Genomic DNA, 14,186 nt, shown 5'->3' with positions numbered 1-14,186 from the left:
CACGGCCGGTCGACATCCGCCGCTCGCCAGTACGGATTGCCGGTTTCCCTTTGCCGGAAGGGTGCTGCTCTTGCCTGATCGACGCGCCGGCGTATCTTCCCACCCATGGCGACTCACCCGAACCATGACGACGCCGTGAGCGAGACACCGGCCGAGCCGGGCTATGCGGCATGGAAGCGGGCGAAGATCGAACGCGGTCTCGCGCAGTCGCGTGACCGCGCGGCGATGATCCCGGTCGACCAGATATGGCGTGATCTGACGCTTGAACGTTAGGTTCACGCCGCAGGCGCGGGACGATCTGATCGCCATCCGCGACTGGATCAGCGAGCATAACGAGTCCGCGGCCGACCGCACGGTCAGCCGCGTTATCCAGACAGCGATGATGTTCGGGTCGTTTCCGTTGCTCGGGCGGGTCGGCCAAGTGGCCGGGACGCGGGAGTTCTCGGTCGTCGGATTGCCGTATCTGATCGTCTATGCGCTGGCATCTGAGAGCGAGGTCGACGTGCTGACGATCCTGCACACGCGGCGGCGCTATCCTTTGGCACCGTAGCACGGCCGCGCCGGCATGGTTGATGTGGTGGACCAGTGTCCGATCCACCACATCGTGACGGCCTTACTCCGCCGCGACGCCAGCCTGCGCGAACATATCGCCGCTCGCCTCGCCCGCATCCTCGTTCGCCGGGCGGCCGAGCTTGGCCTTCTGGCGCTTGTCGAACGAATCCCAGACGTCGTTCCACTGGCCCTTGGTTGCGGCCTTGGAATATTCGGTCGCGCGCTGTTCGAAGAAATTGGCATGCTCCACGCCGTTGAGCATCGGCGCGAGCCACGGCAGCGGGTGTTCGTCGATCATGTAGATCGGCTTGAGGCCGAGCTGCCCCATCCGCCAGTCGGCGATGTAGCGGATGTACTTCTTGATCTCCTTGGGCGTCATGCCGTTGACCGGGCCCATCTCGAACGCGAGGTCGATGAAATTGTCCTCGAGCCGGATCGTCGTCTGACAGACGTCGGCGATATCGTCCTTCACCGCCTTGGTCAGGCACTGGCGCTCGGCGCAGAAGGTGTGGAACATCTTGATGATGCCCTCGCAATGCAGCGATTCATCGCGGATCGACCAGGTGACGATCTGCCCCATGCCCTTCATCTTGTTGAAGCGCGGGAAGTTCATCAGCATCGCGAAGCTGGCGAACAGCTGCACGCCTTCGGTGAAGCCGCCGAACATGGCGAGCGTGCGGGCGATGTCCTCGTCGCTGTCGACGCCGAAGTTCTGCATGTAATCATGCTTCTCCTTCATCTCGGCATATTCGAGGAAGGCGCCGTACTCGCTCTCGGGCATGCCGATCGTGTCGAGCAGATGGCTGTAGGCGGCGATATGCACCGTCTCCATATTGCTGAACGCGGTCAGCATCATCTTGACCTCGGTCGGCTTGAACACGCGGCCGTATTTCTCGTGATAGCAATCCTGCACCTCGACGTCCGCCTGGGTGAAGAAGCGGAAGATCTGGGTGAGCAGGTTGCGCTCGTGATCGGTCAGCTTCTGCGCCCAGTCGCGGCAATCCTCGCCGAGCGGCACCTCTTCGGGCAGCCAGTGGAGCTGCTGCTGACGCTTCCAGAATTCGAACGCCCAGGGGTATTCGAACGGCTTGTACTGCTTGCGGGCTTCGAGAAGGGACATGGGGTTACTCCGGAAAATGGGGGAAAGGGGGGCTCATGGCGTGGCCCATTGCCACATCGCATGCGCCGAAAAGGCGAGGACGACGGCGAGGCTGACCGCCATGATCCCCGCCATCCGGTAGACATAGACCCGCGCCGGCCCCTGCGGGCGGCGCAGTTCGAACAGCATCCACGCGCCGGCGAGGCCGAACACCGCGGCGACCGCGAACATGATGAGGCTTTCGAGCGGCATCAGGGCAGGCTCCGGCCCGTGCGGTGCGATGCATCCAAATCGGCATCGGCTCGTTGGACCGCCGAACCCCTTGCAGGAGCAATGTCATGCACGATCACAGCAACATCAAGGAGCATATGACGGTCATCGGCGCCGACGGCGTCCATGTCGGCACCGTCGATCACGTCGAGGGCGAGCGGATCAAGCTCACCAAGAACGATTCGCCGAGCACCGAGGACGGGCAGGGCGGCAAGCACCACTACCTGCCGGCCGGCCTCGTCGCCGAGATCGAAGGCGATACGGTGCGCCTGTCGGCGACCGCCGCCAACGCCGTCGACATGTTCGAAGAGGCGGAGTGATCCGTCCGTCCCTCTCCCCTTGTGGGAGCATCGGGTAGACAGCGCGCCGCGCTGTCTAGGCCACGCTGGGAGCGTGGCCGACCCGATGCCGGAGGGACCCGCGGCCGCAGGCCGTGGGAGGGCGAGGGGGCCGTCCATTACGGGCGGCCCTTTTTCATGTCCGCGACGATCGCCGCGATCGTCTGCACGACGCCGTCGATGGCTTCCATAACATCGGCATTGGTGAAGCGGATCACGTGGTAGCCTTCGGTCTGGAGGAAGCGGGTACGGGCGGCGTCTTGCTTGATCTTGAGGGCGTGCTCGTCACCGTCGACTTCGATGATCAGGCGCGCGGCATGAGCGGTGAAGTCGGCGTGATAGGGGCCGAAAGGGACTTGGCGGCGGAAGCGCAGGTTCGGGAAGGTTTCGCGCAGGGCCTGCCATAGCCGCAACTCCGGTTCGCCCATCTCCTTGCGGAGCTTGCGTGATCGGGTGACGGTGAGGGCAGGGAGTTGCTGGCGTTTGGTCGGGCCTTGTGCATTCCCCCTCACCCTTCCCACGGCCTGCGGCCGCGGGCCCCTTCCCTCTCCCACAAGGGGAGAGGGAGCTTGGGCCTCCGTTCCCTCTCCCCTTGTGGGAGAGGGAGGGAGCGCCGAAGGCGCGGAAGGGTGAGGGGGAAGCGTCATGCGATATACCCGCCTGTGGTCGCGCTAGTCGAAGAGCGCCAACCTCGTCACCTCACTGGCACGCCAGACATTCATCATAATCGGTCGTCTCGCCGATCTCGAAGGTCGGTGCGGCGATGGTATTGTCCGCCTCGACACCGCCGCTGCCGGCGAAGCCGGCCCGCTGCACCGACTTGGAGCGCAGATAGTAGAGCGACTTGATGCCCAGCTCCCAGGCGCGGAAGTGGAGCATCAGCAGATCCCACTTCTCGACGTCCGCCGGGATGAACAGGTTAAGCGACTGCGCCTGGTCGATGTACGGCGTGCGATCGCCGGCAAGTTCGAGCAGCCAGCGCTGGTCGATCTCGAAGCTGGTCTTGTAGCAGTCCTTCTCGTCCTGGCTGAGGAAGTCGAGATGCTGGACCGAGCCGCCGTGTTCGAGAATCGAGTTCCACACCGCCTCGCTGTTCTTCGACTTCTCGATGAGCAGCTTTTCGAGATAGGGGTTCTTGACCGAGAAGCTGCCCGACAGCGTCTTGTGCGTGTAGATATTGGCGGGGATCGGCTCGATGCAGGCCGAGGTGCCGCCGCAGATGATGCTGATCGACGCGGTCGGCGCGATCGCCATCTTGCAGCTGAACCGCTCCATCACGCCGACGTCGGCGGCGTCGGGGCAGGGGCCGCGCTCGATCGCGAGCTGCATCGACGCTTCGTTCACCTGCGCGTTGATGTGCTTGAAGATGCGCAGGTTCCAGCTCTTCGCCATTGCCCCTTCGAACGGCAGGCCGCGCGCCTGGAGGAAGGAGTGGAAGCCCATCACGCCGAGCCCGACCGACCGTTCGCGGCCGGCCGAATAGGCGGCGCGCTCCATGCCCGGCTCGTGGCGGTCGATGTAATCCTGCAGCACGTTGTCGAGGAAGCGCATCACGTCCTCGATGAAGACCTTGTCGTCCTTCCACTGGTCCCACGTCTCGAGGTTGAGCGACGACAGGCAGCAGACCGCGGTCCGGTCGTTGCCGAGATGGTCCTTGCCGGTCGGCAGCGTGATCTCGGAGCAGAGGTTGGAGGTCGACACCTTGAGGCCGAGCTCGCGGTGATGCTTGGGCATCGTGCGGTTCACGTGATCAGCGAAGACGATGTACGGCTCGCCGGTCTGCAGGCGGGTCTCGACCAGCTTCTGGAACAGCGAGCGCGCGTCGACGGTGGCGCGGACGGTCTGGTCCTTGGGGCTGAGCAGGTTCCATTCGGCGCCGTCGCGCACCGCCTCCATGAAGGCATCGGTGAGCAGCACGCCGTGGTGGAGGTTGAGCGCCTTGCGGTTGAAGTCGCCGCTCGGCTTGCGGATCTCGAGGAACTCCTCGATCTCCGGGTGGCTGATGTCGAGATAGCAGGCGGCCGAGCCGCGGCGCAGCGAGCCCTGGCTGATCGCGAGGGTCAGCGAATCCATCACGCGGACGAAGGGGATGATGCCGCTGGTCTTGCCGTTGAGGCCGACCGGTTCGCCGATGCCGCGGACGTTGCCCCAATAGGTGCCGATGCCGCCGCCACGGCTGGCGAGCCAGACATTCTCGTTCCAGGTGTCGACGATGCCGTTGAGGCTGTCGGGCACCGAATTGAGATAGCAGCTGATCGGCAGGCCGCGCCCGGTGCCGCCGTTCGACAGCACCGGCGTCGCCGGCATGAACCACAGTTTTGAGATGTAGTCGTACAGCCGCTGCGCATGGCCGGCGTCGTCGGCATAGGCCGAGGCGACGCGGACGAACAGGTCCTGATAGCCCTCACCCGGCAGCAGATAGCGGTCGTTGAGCGTCTCCTTGCCGAAATCGGTCAGCAGCGCGTCGCGGCTATGGTCGACCTCGACCGGATAGGGGCGCGCGCGCACCGTCCGGCTGCCGGTGCCGGTCTCGGCCGCGGGGGCGGCGGTGGTGGTCGTGTCACTGGCGTCCGCATCGCGGACGGGCGCTTCGATCGTGTCGCTGGTCATGGCCTCACCCTGCGTATCCCTGAAATCCATCGCACCCGGTCCTTCGTTCTCTAAGTGTTCGAATCGGCGGCGCAATTGGATGCTACCACCAAGACGCCCCAAGAGGAGAACAAAAAGAGCACATCGCGCTGACGCGACCAGTCCCTTGGCGCTACCCGATATGGGTGTCGCCAGTGTTCTCTACCAGTAGTTGGGTCGTCCCCCGAACTTGACCGCTACACGTTGTGGCAAACCGCAACGGCAAGCAAGAGGGTAATGCGGTGGGAGGCCGGCGGTTCCGCCGCCGCGCCGGATCGCCCTAGCAGCGAACGCGCCGCGACGCGCGGACTTTTGCGGGTTACGGAAATCGCAAGGGAAAGATCGCCTCGTGAAAATTTTTAACCGGGCGAATCTGGTTGGAGTCATGTCGGTTTTGGCGGCGACGCGGCGCGCCGAGCCGCGGCGCTCACACCGCGCGGCGGTGGTGGCGGGGCGGGGTGGCTTGCAGGCGGTCGAGGTTGATCCCCTCGGCGAATTGCAGCCCGGCCTTGCCGTCCTGCGCCCAGGCGATGCGACCGGCGACGATCAGTTCCTCGGCGAGCTCGATCAGCACGTCGAGCCCGACCGCATTCTCCATCGCGACGCCGTCGATCATCGCGCCGCTCGCCGAGATGTTGCGGATCCGCACGTCGCCCTCGCGCCCGCCGAGCGCGAGCCGGGCCGAGCGCAGCATCTTGGTGCGCGGTGCGCGGCTGACCTTGTGGCCGACCGGCGCGGCCTGCGCGCTGCCGCCGAGCTGGACGACGACATCGGCATCGGCGATGCCGCGGCCGTAGACATAGCCCTGGATATGGCTGCAGCCGAGCGAGCGGATCAGCTCGATCTCGTCCTGGATCTCGACGCCTTCCGCGGTCGTCTCCATGCCGAGCGTGTCGGCGAGCGTGACGATCGCGCGGATGATCGCGGCATTGCGGTTGCCGGGCTGCGCCGCGCCGCGGACGAAGCTCTGGTCGATCTTGATCTTGTCGAACGGCGCGGTGCGCAGATAGCCGAGGCTGGAATAGCCGGTGCCGAAATCGTCGAGCGCGAGGCGCACGCCGATGCCCTTGAGCGCCTTGAACATCGCATCGGTCGACCCCGATTCGTCGAGGAACACGCCTTCGGTGATCTCCAGCTCGAGCCGGTGCGCGGGCAGGCCGCTGCGCGCCAGCGCCGAGGTGACGATCACCGGGAAGGCGGGATTGGCGAACTGGATCGGCGAGACGTTGACCGCGACGCGCACGTCGCGCGGCCACTGCGCCGCCGCGTTGCAGGCGGTGCGCAACACCCATTCGCCGAGCGCCTCGATCAGCCCGCATTCCTCCGCCACCGGGATGAAATCGGCGGGCGAGATATTGCCGCGCACCGGATGCTGCCAGCGCAGCAGCGCCTCGTATCCGGTGATCTGCTCGGCGGCTGTCGACACCACCGGCTGATAATGAAGTTGGAAGCCGCCGTCGGCGAGCGCGGCGCGCATATCGTCCTCGAGCGCCTTGCGGCTGCGCGCGCCCGACAGCATCTCTTCCGAATAGAAACGGTGGACGCCGCGCCCGTCCGCCTTGGCGGCATAGAGCGCGAGATCGGCGTTGCGGACAAGCGCCTCGGCATCGTCGCCATGCTGCGGCGCGATCGCGATGCCGATCGAACAGCCGATCGTCACCGTCGCGCCGGCGATGAAATAGGGCTGCGACAGCGAGGCGATCAGCTCCTTGGCGAGCGTCGCCAGCGCATCGCGGCGGTCGACGCCGGGCAGGATCACCTGGAATTCGTCGCCGCCCAATCGTCCGACCAGCCCGACCGCGCCGACGCCGCGTTGCAGCCGCTGCGCGACCTGCTTGAGCAGCGCGTCGCCCGCCTGATGGCCGAGCGTGTCGTTGACCGCCTTGAACCGGTCGAGGTCCATCAGGAACAGCGCGGCGGGGCGCAGCACGCCGCCCTGCGGTTGCAGCGTCTTGTCGAGGCTCTGGCGCATGCGCTGGCGGTTGGCGAGGCCGGTGAGGCCGTCGAACAGCGCGAGGCGCTGGATCTCCGCATCCGACTTGCGCTTCTCGGTCAGGTCGCTGCCCGAGCCGATGAAGCCCTGGAAGCGGCCGAGATCGTCGATCACCGGGCGGCCGGAGATCGACCACCAGCGGTCCGGCTCCTGCGCATCGTCGCCCGCGGCGCAGACGGTGTAATCGGCGAAGGAGGTGCGCGAGGAGAGATGGAAGGCGAGCGTGCGCTCGGTGCCCGGCGCGGCGCTGTCCATGCGGAAGACGTCGCTGAGCAGGCAGCCGACCGGATCGCGATAGCGCGGCGCGAGCAGTGCCGCGACCTTGGCGGACAGATAGGTGATGCGGCCCTGACGATCGGCTTCCCAGAACCAGCCGGTGCCATGGCCCTCGAATTCGGCGATCATCTTGACCGCATGGCTGCCTTCGCGGGCGGCGGAGACATGGCGCTCGACCGCGGCGCCGTCGAGCCGGGCGAGACGCTGCGCCGCGACGAGCAGCGCGGCGAGCGTGGCGAGCGCGACCAGCGCCGGCAGTACCGTGGCGGTGGCGATCGGCAGCAGCGCGACCATGCCGGCGGCGAGGGCCGGCGCGGCGATGCGCACCGGATAGACCGCGGTCACCGTCAGCCCGATCGCGCCGCTGATCGCGACCGCGCAGCCGATCGCGACGGCGCCCGCCGGCAGCTGCGCCGCGCCCCACAGCAGCCACAGCGATGCGCCGCCGACCGGCACCGCGGCGGCGACGATCGTGCCGGTGCGGACGTGCGGCGGCCAGCCCCGCGGCACCCGCGCGGCGAGCGTCGCCTGCACGACGCCGCCGGCGAGCAGCAGCACCGCCGCCGCGACGATGATCCCGACCGGCGCCGCGCCGCCGCCGTTGCCGGCGAGCGCCGCGCCGACCAGCATCGCCGCGGCGACCGCCTGCGCGGCGAGCGCCAGCGGCCAGATCGCGCGGACATGGCCGAGATGCGCGGCATGCATCAGCGCCTCGTCATCGGACGGCATGCCGCCGAGCCCGAACAGGCGCAGCATCGGCACGGGAACGCTATCGGAAGGGTCCATGCCCGCGATGCTAGTGGCTGATGGTTGAGAAAGCTTTGCTTCTCAATGTGCTTCCGGGTGCCGATTGATCCAAAGCGGCGGGGTGGTCCAGCGCCGGCGCATGGCAGCGGCGGGCGAATCTCCTGGCTCGCGGAGCCGTGGAGGTTGTTGCCGCAAGGCTCGTGGTCGGGCGGTGGCATGCGCCGGTCGCGGCGTTCGCCAACCGCCCTTCGTCATGCCGGCTGTGTTCCGGCATCCGCGGTTCCGCAGGGGTCTAAGTCCCAAAGTTCGCGGCCCGGTGGACCAAGGAACCCGTCCGGGGTGGTACGTGAGCAGGTCAGGTTGCTACTTTCGCAGAGGTCTCGCCTGCGTGTACTGTTTCGTGAGGTTGGCAAGCTGTTCAGCAGGAGCGGTGTAGCCGAGGCATTGCAGTCGCGTTCGGTTGTAGCGCGCGACGACGTCGTAGAGGAAGGCGTTGCGCTCGTCGTGCGAGGTGAAGCGGTTGCGGCCGGCATTCGCGCCGGTGGCGGCACGGCTGGCGAGGGCCTCGCCGATGCGGCGGTTGAAGCGCTCGACCATGCCGTTGGTCTGCGGGTGGTAGGGTCTGGTGAGCTTGTGGATGATGCCGTGCGCGGCGCAGACCCGGTCGAAGGCGTGGCGGCCGGTGCCGGTCTGGCGGCTGGTGTAGAAGGCGCCGCCGAAGCGATCGGTGAACTCGGACCCATTGTCGGTGAGTATGGTGTGCACCGGCTGGCCGAAGGCGGCGAGGAAGCGGGTCAACGCGGCAGCGACGGTGGCGGCGCTGCGATCGGCGAGGATGTCGATATGCGCAAAGCGCGTCGCCCGCTCGATCGCGACGAACACGTAAGCGGGTCGCTTCTCCAGCCGGGTCAGGTGCTTGAGGTCGACATGGACATAGCCGAACGGCGCCGGCTCGAAGCGCGCGGCCGCGCGCGCCTGCGCCGTGTCGGGCGGGGGCGGCGCGGCGATGCCCCGCCGTCGCCACAGCCGGTAGAGCGCCGAACGCGAGATGTCGGGCCGCACGCAGCGGTGCAGCACCGCCAGCGCATCGTCGAGCGAGAGGTCGAGCCGGCAGCGCAACTCGACGGCGACCTCCTCCTCCTCGGCCGACAGGCTGGTGGCGAGCCGGTGCGGCCGCGAGCTGCGGTCGGCACCATCGCTGCGGTTGCGCCAGCGCCGGATGGTGGTCTCGCTCACTCCCAGCTCCCGGGCGAGCGCCGCCACGCTGAGCGGACTGGTGCGGATATACGCCCGCTGCCGCGGGGTGGTCACCGCATTGCGGTGCAGGGCGATCAGCATCCTCGACTCCTCAGCCAGACGATGCCCCGTTCTACACCTTCCCGGTCCAACCAGTCTCCCGAAACTGTACACCTGCGCGGGAATACTGGTGCTCCGGCAGATGGAGCGCATGTGGAGCGCCTGTCGGAAAGGGCGTGCGGAAAAACGGCTTTGGTTGCGCCTTTCGCTCCTTTGGCAACGCATCACCCACCGCTTCGGCGGCGACCCGCGGCCACCCCGCGCTTGGCGCATCGGTCGCGCGGCTTTAAAGGCGGGCGCGAAGGAGCCCGCCCGTGACCACCATCATCCGCGCCACCGACCTGATCGACAGCGTCGCCGATGCGCTGCAATTCATCAGTTACTATCACCCGATGGATTACATCCGCGCGCTCGGCGAGGCCTATCAGGCGGAGCAGAGCCCGGCGGCGAAGGATGCGATCGCGCAGATCCTGACCAACAGCCGGATGTGCGCCGAGGGGCACCGCCCGATCTGCCAGGATACCGGCATCGTCACGGTGTTCGTCAAATGGGGGCAGGACTGCCGGCTCGACGGCGACCGGTCGTTGCAGGAGGTGGTCGATGAGGGGGTACGCCGCGCCTATCTCCACCCCGAGAACAAGCTGCGGGCCTCGATCCTCGCCGATCCGGCGTTCACCCGGCGCAACACGCGCGACAATACGCCGTCGGTGCTGCATGTCGAAATGGTGCCGGGCGCGACCGTCTCGGTCGATGTCGCGGCCAAGGGCGGCGGGTCGGAGAACAAGTCCAAGTTCAAGATGATGAACCCGAGCGACAGTATCGTCGACTGGGTGCTGGAGATGATTCCGCAGATGGGCGCGGGCTGGTGCCCGCCGGGGATGCTCGGCATCGGCATCGGCGGCACCGCGGAAAAGGCGATGCTGCTCGCCAAACAGTCGCTGATGGGCGCGATCGACATGGGGCAGCTGCGCGCGCGTGGGCCGAAGAACGACATCGAGGCGTTGCGCATCGAGCTGATGGACAAGGTCAATGCGCTCGGCATCGGCGCGCAGGGGCTGGGCGGGCTGTCGACGATCCTCGACGTCAAGATCCTCGACTGGCCGACGCATGCCGCCTCCAAGCCGGTGGCGATGATCCCCAATTGCGCCGCGACGCGGCACGCGCATTTCACGCTCGACGGCAGCGGTCCGTCGTATCTCGAGGCGCCCAAGCTCAGCGACTGGCCGCAGGTCGACTGGCAGCCGGACAGCGCGGCGATCCGCGTCGACCTCGACACGCTGACGCCCGAGGTGGTGGCGCAGTGGAAGCATGGCGACCGGCTGCTGCTCAACGGCAAGATGCTGACCGGGCGCGACGCCGCACACAAGCGGATCGCCGACATGCTGGCGAAGGGCGAGCCGCTGCCGGTCGATTTCCGCGGGCGGGTGATCTATTACGTCGGGCCGGTCGATCCGGTCGGCGAGGAAGTGGTCGGGCCGGCGGGGCCGACGACGGCGACGCGGATGGACAAGTTCACGCGGATGATGCTCGACCAGGGGCTGCTGGCGATGGTCGGCAAGGCCGAGCGTGGGCCGGCGGCGACGCAGGCGATCGCCGACGCCCGGAGCGCCTATCTGATGGCGGTCGGCGGCGCGGCCTATCTGGTCGCGCGCGCGATCAAGGGATCGAAGGTGGTCGGCTTCGCGGACCTCGGCATGGAAGCGATCTACGAATTCGAGGTGCAGGATTTCCCGGTCACCGTCGCCGTCGACAGCGAGGGGCAGAACGTCCACCAGCTCGCGCCGCTCGTGTGGCGCGAGAAGATCGCGCGCGAGCGGTTGCTTTCGCCGGTGTGACGGACACGGGTGTTGCGATGATGGTACCGGGAGACCGAGTGATGAAGACGATCCTTGCCGCCGCGCTGATCCTCACGCCGACGCTGGCGGAGGCGCAGAGCGCCGATCGGGCGCGTACCGCCGCGCAGGAGCGTGATCCGGTCGGGCAGGCGTCGCCGCTCGCCGGGCTGCTCGGCCAGGGGGATATGCAGCAGTCGCCGCTCGCCGGATTGCTCGGGCAGGCGGGCGGGCTGCTCGGCGGCGGCGGCCTGCCGCAGATCGGGTCGATCGGCGCGGGCAATGCGGCGGGGCTGCTCGGCTATTGCCTCAAGAACCGGCTGCTCGGCAGCGGGGCGACCGGCGCGGGCGGTGCGGCAAGCGTGCTCGGCCGGCTCACCGGGCAGCGCGACGTGCAGCGTACGCCGGGCTATGCCGCGGGTCAGGCCGGGCGGCTCGAAACCCCCGACGGTGATGCGCTTTCCCTCGAAGGGCTGCGCGGGCAGGTCAAGACCCAGCTCTGCAACCTCGTCCTCAAGCGCGCCAAGGCGTTCCTCTAGGAGGCTGCGCTCTATTTGCGCGTGTAGATGAGCAGGAAGGTCGGGCGGCCGTTCGACGACCCGAAACTCGTCATGCGCCCGTCGAGGCCGAGCGTCGCGGCGCGGCGTGACAGGGCGTCGCCCTGCAACGCCTGCATCGTGCGATTGCCGTCGGCCTCGGGCAGGCCGGGGGTCATGGTGCCGCTCACCTCGCACAGGCTGGTCGCGCAGCGGACCGCCAGCGCATTGCCGCCGCCGATCTGCGGCACGTCGGCGAGCGCGTTACTCAGCCCGGCCTCGTTGCGCGCGGCCCAGGCGGGATCGCGCGGCTCGGCGCGGAAGCGGGCGTGGAGCTGCGCGGGATCGGACCCGGCGGGCGGGATCAGCTGCGCGACCGGATCGTCGCCCGCGCCGGGATTGGGTGGGACGGCGAGCGGCGCCGGCGCGGCATGCGGCATGCGGGTGGGCAACGGCTGCGGCTGCGACGGCTGGGGCGGCGGCCCGACGCGGACGACCCGAACGCCGGTGTCCGCCGGCGGCGGCGTGACGGGGATCGCCTGACGCCGGCCGACCCACCAGACGATCATCGCCACTGCGACGACCCCGAACAGAACAGCCCAGATCCGCTTCGCCATCATCATCCCTCCGCGTGCGGCGGAGACTAGGCCGCCGCGGCGACGACCGGAAGAGGGCGGCGTCAAAATGAGAAGAGGGTGCCGTGCGCCTCCCGGCAACACGACACCCCCCAAACATGGTCAGCGGCCGGAGAGCTCCAGCCCGGGAAACCATGAAACTCCCGTCATCCTCGTCGTGCCGTTGATTGGGGGAGGATACCCCCCGGACACGATTCGAACGGATGTCAGAAGCCAGTCCCCCGAACGAACCGAACCGAACTCACTGCTGAACCATGAGACATCGGATCACCTCCTTTCGCTTGTTGATAGCCATGTGACCGGTACCGGCCACGACGCCTATGTGCGCACAACCGGGGGCGCAAACAAGTCTTGTAATGCAGGACGAATTCCGCGAGGCTTCGCCGCTCTGCCGCCGGCTCAGCCGCGGCAATCCTCCGTCACCCGCTCGATCTCCGCCCAGGCCGGCACGACCAACGTCGCGCCGCCGCGATGCTCGATGACGAAACGGCCGCGGCTGAAGCCCATCGCATCGAGCAGGCCGTCGTCGGCGGCGAGCGCCGCCTGTAGCGCGGGCGGATTGCCGCCGGCGGGTTGCACCGGCACGGCGCGGGTGACGCTGGTGGTGCGGACGGTGAGCGTCGTCGCCGTCGCGCCCTCGACCGACAGCAGGATGCGGCGCTGCGCGGCGTCGCAGCGCAGGGCGAGGCGGATCGCACCGCCCGGCACGCCGAATCGCGCGATGCTGCCGCGCGCGTCGCGCGCCCAGGTCCAGTCGCCGGGGGTGAGCGGCCAGTCGCGCCAGTCGTTGCCACGCGGCGGCGGCGCGCTGACCGGCGGCGCGGGAAGCGCGGCGACCGGCGACGGCGCGGGGGCGGGCGGCGGCACCGGCTGCGGGACGCAGGCGGCGGCGGCGAGCGCCAGGGCGGCGGCAAGGACAATACGCATCGCCAAGGCTTATGCGGGAAGGGCGCCGCGGCCTCAACCCGCGCGTGCGTGGAACCGCCGCGCCCGAACGTCGGTTCACCTGCGGCAAGCAAGGAGCATCCGATGTCGACCGACGCCACCACCACCGCCACCCAGTTGCTCGTCCAGGCGAACGTCGCCCATTCGCTGAAGGTGGAAAGCCGCGACGGCGATCAGGTCGGGTCGGTCTATGCGCTGATGGTGCACAAGGGGTCGGGGCGTTCCACGCACGCGGTGCTCAGCCTCGGCGGCTTCCTCGGCATGGGCAAGAGCTTCTACCCGCTGCCGTTCGAGCTGCTCCAGTTCGATCCGGTCCGCGACCTCTATGTCGTGACGATCGACCGGCGGATGCTGGAGGGCGGGCCGAGCTGGGCGAACAACGCACCGGTGTTCGATCAGGCCTATGCCGATCGGGTGGCGAGCTATTACGGGGTGAACAGCGCCAATCTCAGCGTCGGTTAAGCGGGGCGAGGGACGATCCGGTCGAGCGCACCCGCCAAGGCGCGCTTGGCCGCGACGATCGCATAGCGATCTTGCAGGCGCAGGAAGAACCCCTCGGACAGGCCGAAATATCGTGCGAGGCGGAGATCGGTTTCGGCATCGACCGACCGGCGTCCATCGATGACCGCGTGGATACGGTCGGGATCGATATCGATCGCTTCCGCAAGCTGGGCGACGCTCAGATTCTCAGGCTCGAGGAACTCGCTGAGCAGCAGGTCGCCGGCGTGCTCATTGTCCAGCCAGTCGGCTTCAGTGGTAATCGGCGATTTCGACGTCATATGCGTCTCCGTCCTTCCATAGAAAGCATACCCGCCACTGCATGTTGATGGCAATCGCATGCTGGCCGGCACGATCACCCTGTAAAGCGTGCAGCCGGTTGCCCTTGATATGAGCCAGTTCTTCCAGGCTTTGTGCAGAGTCGAGCAGCGTCAACCGCCGCATCGCCCGCTGCTGGATGTCCGGCGGAAGCAAGCGACTTCTGTCGCGATTCCATATGCGTTCCGTTTTCGCATCGGCAAAGCTGCGGATCATCGGCCGG

The 14,186-nt window shown here is 67.8% G+C and carries 15 protein-coding genes and 1 pseudogene; 6 read left to right on the top strand and 10 right to left on the bottom strand.

Translation table 11 applies throughout. The features are described 5' to 3' along the window. Positions 1 to 105: 105 nt before the first annotated feature. Together PBN85_RS15230 and PBN85_RS15225 are read left to right on the top strand one after the other, a co-directional pair. Complete coding sequence (locus PBN85_RS15230; protein WP_271299517.1) at positions 106 to 273, top strand: hypothetical protein; 168 nt, start codon at positions 106 to 108, stop codon at positions 271 to 273. Further along, positions 263 to 550: a type II toxin-antitoxin system RelE/ParE family toxin gene (locus tag PBN85_RS15225; RefSeq protein ID WP_271299516.1), complete on the top strand. Its 288-nt coding sequence runs from the start codon at positions 263 to 265 to the stop codon at positions 548 to 550. The genes PBN85_RS15230 and PBN85_RS15225 overlap by 11 nt, the downstream gene beginning before the upstream one ends. A gap of 63 nt (positions 551 to 613) precedes the next feature. On the opposite strand, the gene PBN85_RS15220 is transcribed toward PBN85_RS15225, so the two are convergent. Continuing rightward, positions 614 to 1,672 (bottom strand): ribonucleotide-diphosphate reductase subunit beta, encoded by a 1,059-nt coding sequence (locus PBN85_RS15220; RefSeq protein WP_271299515.1) that lies wholly within the window; start codon positions 1,670 to 1,672, stop codon positions 614 to 616. 33 nt (positions 1,673 to 1,705) lie between these two features. Then, complete coding sequence (locus PBN85_RS15215; protein ID WP_037531984.1) at positions 1,706 to 1,903, bottom strand: hypothetical protein; 198 nt, start codon at positions 1,901 to 1,903, stop codon at positions 1,706 to 1,708. Between the two features lie 86 nt (positions 1,904 to 1,989). On the opposite strand from PBN85_RS15215, the gene PBN85_RS15210 reads away from it, so the two are divergent. Further along, entirely contained in the window at positions 1,990 to 2,241 is a 252-nt protein-coding gene (locus PBN85_RS15210; RefSeq protein ID WP_037531986.1) for a DUF2171 domain-containing protein, read from the top strand. Positions 2,242 to 2,378: 137 nt separating this feature from the next. Here the strand turns inward: PBN85_RS15210 and PBN85_RS15205 are convergent, their stop codons facing one another. The 4 genes and pseudogenes from PBN85_RS15205 to PBN85_RS15190 form a co-directional block, all read right to left on the bottom strand. Next, positions 2,379 to 2,771: an endonuclease domain-containing protein gene (locus tag PBN85_RS15205; protein ID WP_271299514.1), complete on the bottom strand. Its 393-nt coding sequence runs from the start codon at positions 2,769 to 2,771 to the stop codon at positions 2,379 to 2,381. Between the two features lie 187 nt (positions 2,772 to 2,958). Then, complete coding sequence (locus tag PBN85_RS15200) at positions 2,959 to 4,899, bottom strand: ribonucleoside-diphosphate reductase subunit alpha (RefSeq protein WP_271299513.1); 1,941 nt, start codon at positions 4,897 to 4,899, stop codon at positions 2,959 to 2,961. 415 nt (positions 4,900 to 5,314) lie between these two features. Then, on the bottom strand, positions 5,315 to 7,942 hold the full coding sequence (locus tag PBN85_RS15195; RefSeq protein ID WP_271299512.1) for an EAL domain-containing protein: 2,628 nt from the start codon (positions 7,940 to 7,942) through the stop codon (positions 5,315 to 5,317). Between the two features lie 342 nt (positions 7,943 to 8,284). Then, a pseudogene (locus PBN85_RS15190) lies at positions 8,285 to 9,241 on the bottom strand (DDE-type integrase/transposase/recombinase); the annotation flags it as partial. Between the two features lie 272 nt (positions 9,242 to 9,513). Here PBN85_RS15190 and PBN85_RS15185 point away from each other — a divergent pair. Continuing rightward, the gene (locus tag PBN85_RS15185) at positions 9,514 to 11,034 is read left to right on the top strand and encodes a fumarate hydratase (RefSeq protein WP_271299510.1); all 1,521 of its coding nucleotides are present in this window, start codon (positions 9,514 to 9,516) and stop codon (positions 11,032 to 11,034) included. 41 nt (positions 11,035 to 11,075) lie between these two features. After that, positions 11,076 to 11,570, top strand: a complete 495-nt coding sequence (locus tag PBN85_RS15180) for a DUF2501 domain-containing protein (RefSeq protein ID WP_271299509.1) — start codon at positions 11,076 to 11,078, stop codon at positions 11,568 to 11,570. Positions 11,571 to 11,581: 11 nt separating this feature from the next. Here PBN85_RS15180 and PBN85_RS15175 read toward each other — a convergent pair whose 3' ends face one another. Both PBN85_RS15175 and PBN85_RS15170 read right to left on the bottom strand, forming a co-directional pair. After that, positions 11,582 to 12,184, bottom strand: a complete 603-nt coding sequence (locus PBN85_RS15175) for a hypothetical protein (protein ID WP_271299508.1) — start codon at positions 12,182 to 12,184, stop codon at positions 11,582 to 11,584. Between the two features lie 417 nt (positions 12,185 to 12,601). Beyond that, positions 12,602 to 13,129, bottom strand: coding sequence for a hypothetical protein (locus PBN85_RS15170; RefSeq protein WP_271299507.1), 528 nt, complete (start codon positions 13,127 to 13,129; stop codon positions 12,602 to 12,604). Between the two features lie 102 nt (positions 13,130 to 13,231). Between PBN85_RS15170 and PBN85_RS15165 the strand changes: the two genes are divergently transcribed. Further along, the gene (locus PBN85_RS15165) at positions 13,232 to 13,609 is read left to right on the top strand and encodes a PRC-barrel domain-containing protein (protein ID WP_271299506.1); all 378 of its coding nucleotides are present in this window, start codon (positions 13,232 to 13,234) and stop codon (positions 13,607 to 13,609) included. Here PBN85_RS15165 and PBN85_RS15160 read toward each other — a convergent pair. Together PBN85_RS15160 and PBN85_RS15155 are read right to left on the bottom strand one after the other, a co-directional pair. Beyond that, positions 13,606 to 13,926: a HigA family addiction module antitoxin gene (locus tag PBN85_RS15160; RefSeq protein WP_271299505.1), complete on the bottom strand. Its 321-nt coding sequence runs from the start codon at positions 13,924 to 13,926 to the stop codon at positions 13,606 to 13,608. The two genes, PBN85_RS15165 and PBN85_RS15160, sit on opposite strands and share 4 nt — an antisense overlap. Further along, the gene (locus PBN85_RS15155; RefSeq protein ID WP_271299504.1) at positions 13,898 to 14,179 is read right to left on the bottom strand and encodes a type II toxin-antitoxin system RelE/ParE family toxin; all 282 of its coding nucleotides are present in this window, start codon (positions 14,177 to 14,179) and stop codon (positions 13,898 to 13,900) included. Before PBN85_RS15155 ends, PBN85_RS15160 begins: the two co-directional genes overlap by 29 nt. Positions 14,180 to 14,186: the final 7 nt, after the last annotated feature.

Source organism: Sphingomonas sp. CV7422 (assembly GCF_027945725.1).
In the GTDB taxonomy this organism is placed as follows: Bacteria; Pseudomonadota; Alphaproteobacteria; order Sphingomonadales; family Sphingomonadaceae; genus Sphingomonas; species Sphingomonas kyungheensis.
Note: the sequence above shows the minus strand (reverse complement) of the source record. Positions and strands in the feature narration are given on the sequence as shown.

What these genes read in the sequence shown, in the direction of transcription:
- PBN85_RS15175 (WP_271299508.1), bottom strand. Translation starts at nt 12,184, where the DNA reads ATGGCGAAGCGGATCTGGGCTGTTCTGTTCGGGGTCGTCGCAGTGGCG.
- PBN85_RS15210 (WP_037531986.1), top strand. Translation starts at nt 1,990, where the DNA reads ATGCACGATCACAGCAACATCAAGGAGCATATGACGGTCATCGGCGCC.
- PBN85_RS15200 (WP_271299513.1), bottom strand. Translation starts at nt 4,899, where the DNA reads ATGGATTTCAGGGATACGCAGGGTGAGGCCATGACCAGCGACACGATC.
- PBN85_RS15160 (WP_271299505.1), bottom strand. Translation starts at nt 13,926, where the DNA reads ATGACGTCGAAATCGCCGATTACCACTGAAGCCGACTGGCTGGACAAT.
- PBN85_RS15165 (WP_271299506.1), top strand. Translation starts at nt 13,232, where the DNA reads ATGTCGACCGACGCCACCACCACCGCCACCCAGTTGCTCGTCCAGGCG.
- PBN85_RS15230 (WP_271299517.1), top strand. Translation starts at nt 106, where the DNA reads ATGGCGACTCACCCGAACCATGACGACGCCGTGAGCGAGACACCGGCC.
- PBN85_RS15170 (WP_271299507.1), bottom strand. Translation starts at nt 13,129, where the DNA reads ATGCGTATTGTCCTTGCCGCCGCCCTGGCGCTCGCCGCCGCCGCCTGC.
- PBN85_RS15155 (WP_271299504.1), bottom strand. Translation starts at nt 14,179, where the DNA reads ATGATCCGCAGCTTTGCCGATGCGAAAACGGAACGCATATGGAATCGC.
- PBN85_RS15220 (WP_271299515.1), bottom strand. Translation starts at nt 1,672, where the DNA reads ATGTCCCTTCTCGAAGCCCGCAAGCAGTACAAGCCGTTCGAATACCCC.
- PBN85_RS15180 (WP_271299509.1), top strand. Translation starts at nt 11,076, where the DNA reads ATGAAGACGATCCTTGCCGCCGCGCTGATCCTCACGCCGACGCTGGCG.
- PBN85_RS15215 (WP_037531984.1), bottom strand. Translation starts at nt 1,903, where the DNA reads ATGCCGCTCGAAAGCCTCATCATGTTCGCGGTCGCCGCGGTGTTCGGC.
- PBN85_RS15195 (WP_271299512.1), bottom strand. Translation starts at nt 7,942, where the DNA reads ATGGACCCTTCCGATAGCGTTCCCGTGCCGATGCTGCGCCTGTTCGGG.